Annotated in this window: 4 protein-coding genes; 3 read left to right on the plus strand and 1 reads right to left on the minus strand. The window is 60.2% G+C overall.

From position 1 onward, the window contains the following. From M0814_RS28875 to M0814_RS28885, 3 genes are all read left to right on the plus strand, one after another. A partial coding sequence (locus tag M0814_RS28875) for a cell wall hydrolase (RefSeq protein WP_247868576.1) occupies positions 1–331 on the plus strand: 331 nt, incomplete at its 5' end. Then, positions 331–870: a lysis system i-spanin subunit Rz gene (locus M0814_RS28880; protein ID WP_112997900.1), complete on the plus strand. Its 540-nt coding sequence runs from the start codon at positions 331–333 to the stop codon at positions 868–870. The genes M0814_RS28875 and M0814_RS28880, both read left to right, overlap by 1 nt. Before the next feature lie 144 nt (positions 871–1,014). Further along, positions 1,015–1,245, plus strand: coding sequence for a hypothetical protein (locus M0814_RS28885; RefSeq protein ID WP_112997899.1), 231 nt, complete (start codon positions 1,015–1,017; stop codon positions 1,243–1,245). On the opposite strand, the gene M0814_RS28890 is transcribed toward M0814_RS28885, so the two are convergent. Continuing rightward, positions 1,246–1,768: SOS response-associated peptidase family protein (locus M0814_RS28890; RefSeq protein ID WP_247868577.1), on the minus strand; the 523-nt coding region annotated here is incomplete at its 5' end.

The raw sequence follows: 1,768 nt of genomic DNA on the forward strand, positions 1-1,768 counted from the left end.
CTGGACGATCCGCAACCGTGTGTTCGATGGTAAGGAAAAGTCGTGGTGGGGTGAGGGGTACGCTGGCGTGTGCCAGAAGCCGTACCAGTTCAGCTGCTGGAACAAGACCGACCCCAACTATCAATTCCTGATCGGCGTGAAGCAGATCCCGTTCCGCGAGCTGGCGCAATGCCGAATCGCAGCTGACCAGGTGATCGACGGCAAGGTGCCTGATCCCACCGGCGGCGCCACGCATTACTACGCCACCAGCATCAAGGCGCCGGCTTGGTCGGCGAAGGCGAAGCAGACCTTAAAGCTTGGCGGGCATGTGTTCTTCAGGGATGTTCCGTGATGGTCGTGCCGTGGAAAGCGGTGGGCGCGCTGGCGCTGGTGCTGATCGGCGCCGGCTGCGCCTGGCAGTTTCAGGACTGGCGCTACGGCAAGCAGTTGGCCGAGCAATCCCAGCAGCACGCCGAAACCCTCAATCAACTGACCCAGGCCGCGGCCACTGCGCAGCAGGCTGAGCAGGACAAACGTCTGGCGCTCGAGCAGCGGCTGGCGGACAGCGAGCAAACCCACTTCAGGAAAATGACCGATGTCCAACGTGACCAAGATCGTCTGCGCGATCGCCTTGCCACTTCTGATCTCCGGCTGTCAGTCCTCCTCGACGCAACCGATGCTGCCAAAGGCTGTGGGGTGCCAGCCACCGCCGGCACCGGCGGCGTGGATCATGCAGCCGTACGAGCCCGACTTGACCCAGCGCATGCTCAACGAATTATCGCCATCACCGACACCGGTGATCGGGGATTGATCGCGCTGCAGGCTTGTCAGGCCTACATCCGCGCACTTAATGATGGCTCAGCGCTATTGTTGCGAGGTGAGCACCGGTAAACCATCATTTATGTTCGATCTGGATGATGCGGGCACATGGACAAGCAACTGGCTGGTTACTCAATTGTGATGACGATTATCTGGGTTTCAGTCGTTCTTTCTGTCATTTATTGGATGTCGTAGTGAAGGTAATAGGTGGCTGATATGGAAGGCGTGGTGCTGAGCGAGAAGCAGAAACGAGAGGCGGATCGGTTGCTGGCGCAAATCGTTCGTGCTGATTCGATGATCATCGCTGTGAAGGCGGGAGCACGGGCGGATGGCTTCGTGCTTGGACTGGAAGCCGGTGGGGCTTTGCGCGCCGGCGATGCGGAAAGGCTGTACATCATTTTCGAAGCCGCCTTGGTGGAGCGGCTGAAAACGCTGACGCACAGTTGATCAATCGACGGGCTTTATCAGATCCGGGCCTTGGTTTCGGACATTCCCCACGGCCCGGTCAACCCTGAACCACTCGAATACCTCTGTCGGTTCGCCCTGATGCAGCACCATCTGTTCGGCGCGTTCTTTCGGCGTGGCCGGATCCAACCATTCCCGTGCGAGTTCAGGCGATAACGCCACCGGCCGCCGGTCGTGGATATCGACCATTCCCCCTGCGCTGTCGGCTGTAATGATCACAAAGCCGTCGTGCTCGCCCGGGTCGTGCTCTTCGTTCGGATATTGGCCTATGGCGGCACACAGGATTGGTGACTGGTCCCGGTGCCTGATCAAATAGGGCTGCTTTTTCGGCCCGCCTTCGTCGACCCACTCGAACCAGCTGTTGATCGCGATGATCGCCCGGTGCGGCCAGATTGCGCGGAAGAACGGGCCGTGGGCGACTTTCTCTACTCGAGCATTGATCGGCGCGGCGCGATCCTTGGCCCAGTGCGGGCGCCATCCCCAGCGGACCATGTCGGCGTGCAGA

The sequence above is a fragment of the Pseudomonas sp. MWU12-2020 genome, assembly GCF_023100605.1.
GTDB classification, from domain to species: Bacteria; Pseudomonadota; Gammaproteobacteria; order Pseudomonadales; family Pseudomonadaceae; genus Aquipseudomonas; species Aquipseudomonas fluorescens_H.

Bases quoted from the DNA above. Each gene is read 5' to 3' on its own strand.
- M0814_RS28880 (WP_112997900.1), top strand. From the start codon at position 331: ATGGTCGTGCCGTGGAAAGCGGTGGGCGCGCTGGCGCTGGTGCTGATC.
- M0814_RS28885 (WP_112997899.1), top strand. From the start codon at position 1,015: ATGGAAGGCGTGGTGCTGAGCGAGAAGCAGAAACGAGAGGCGGATCGG.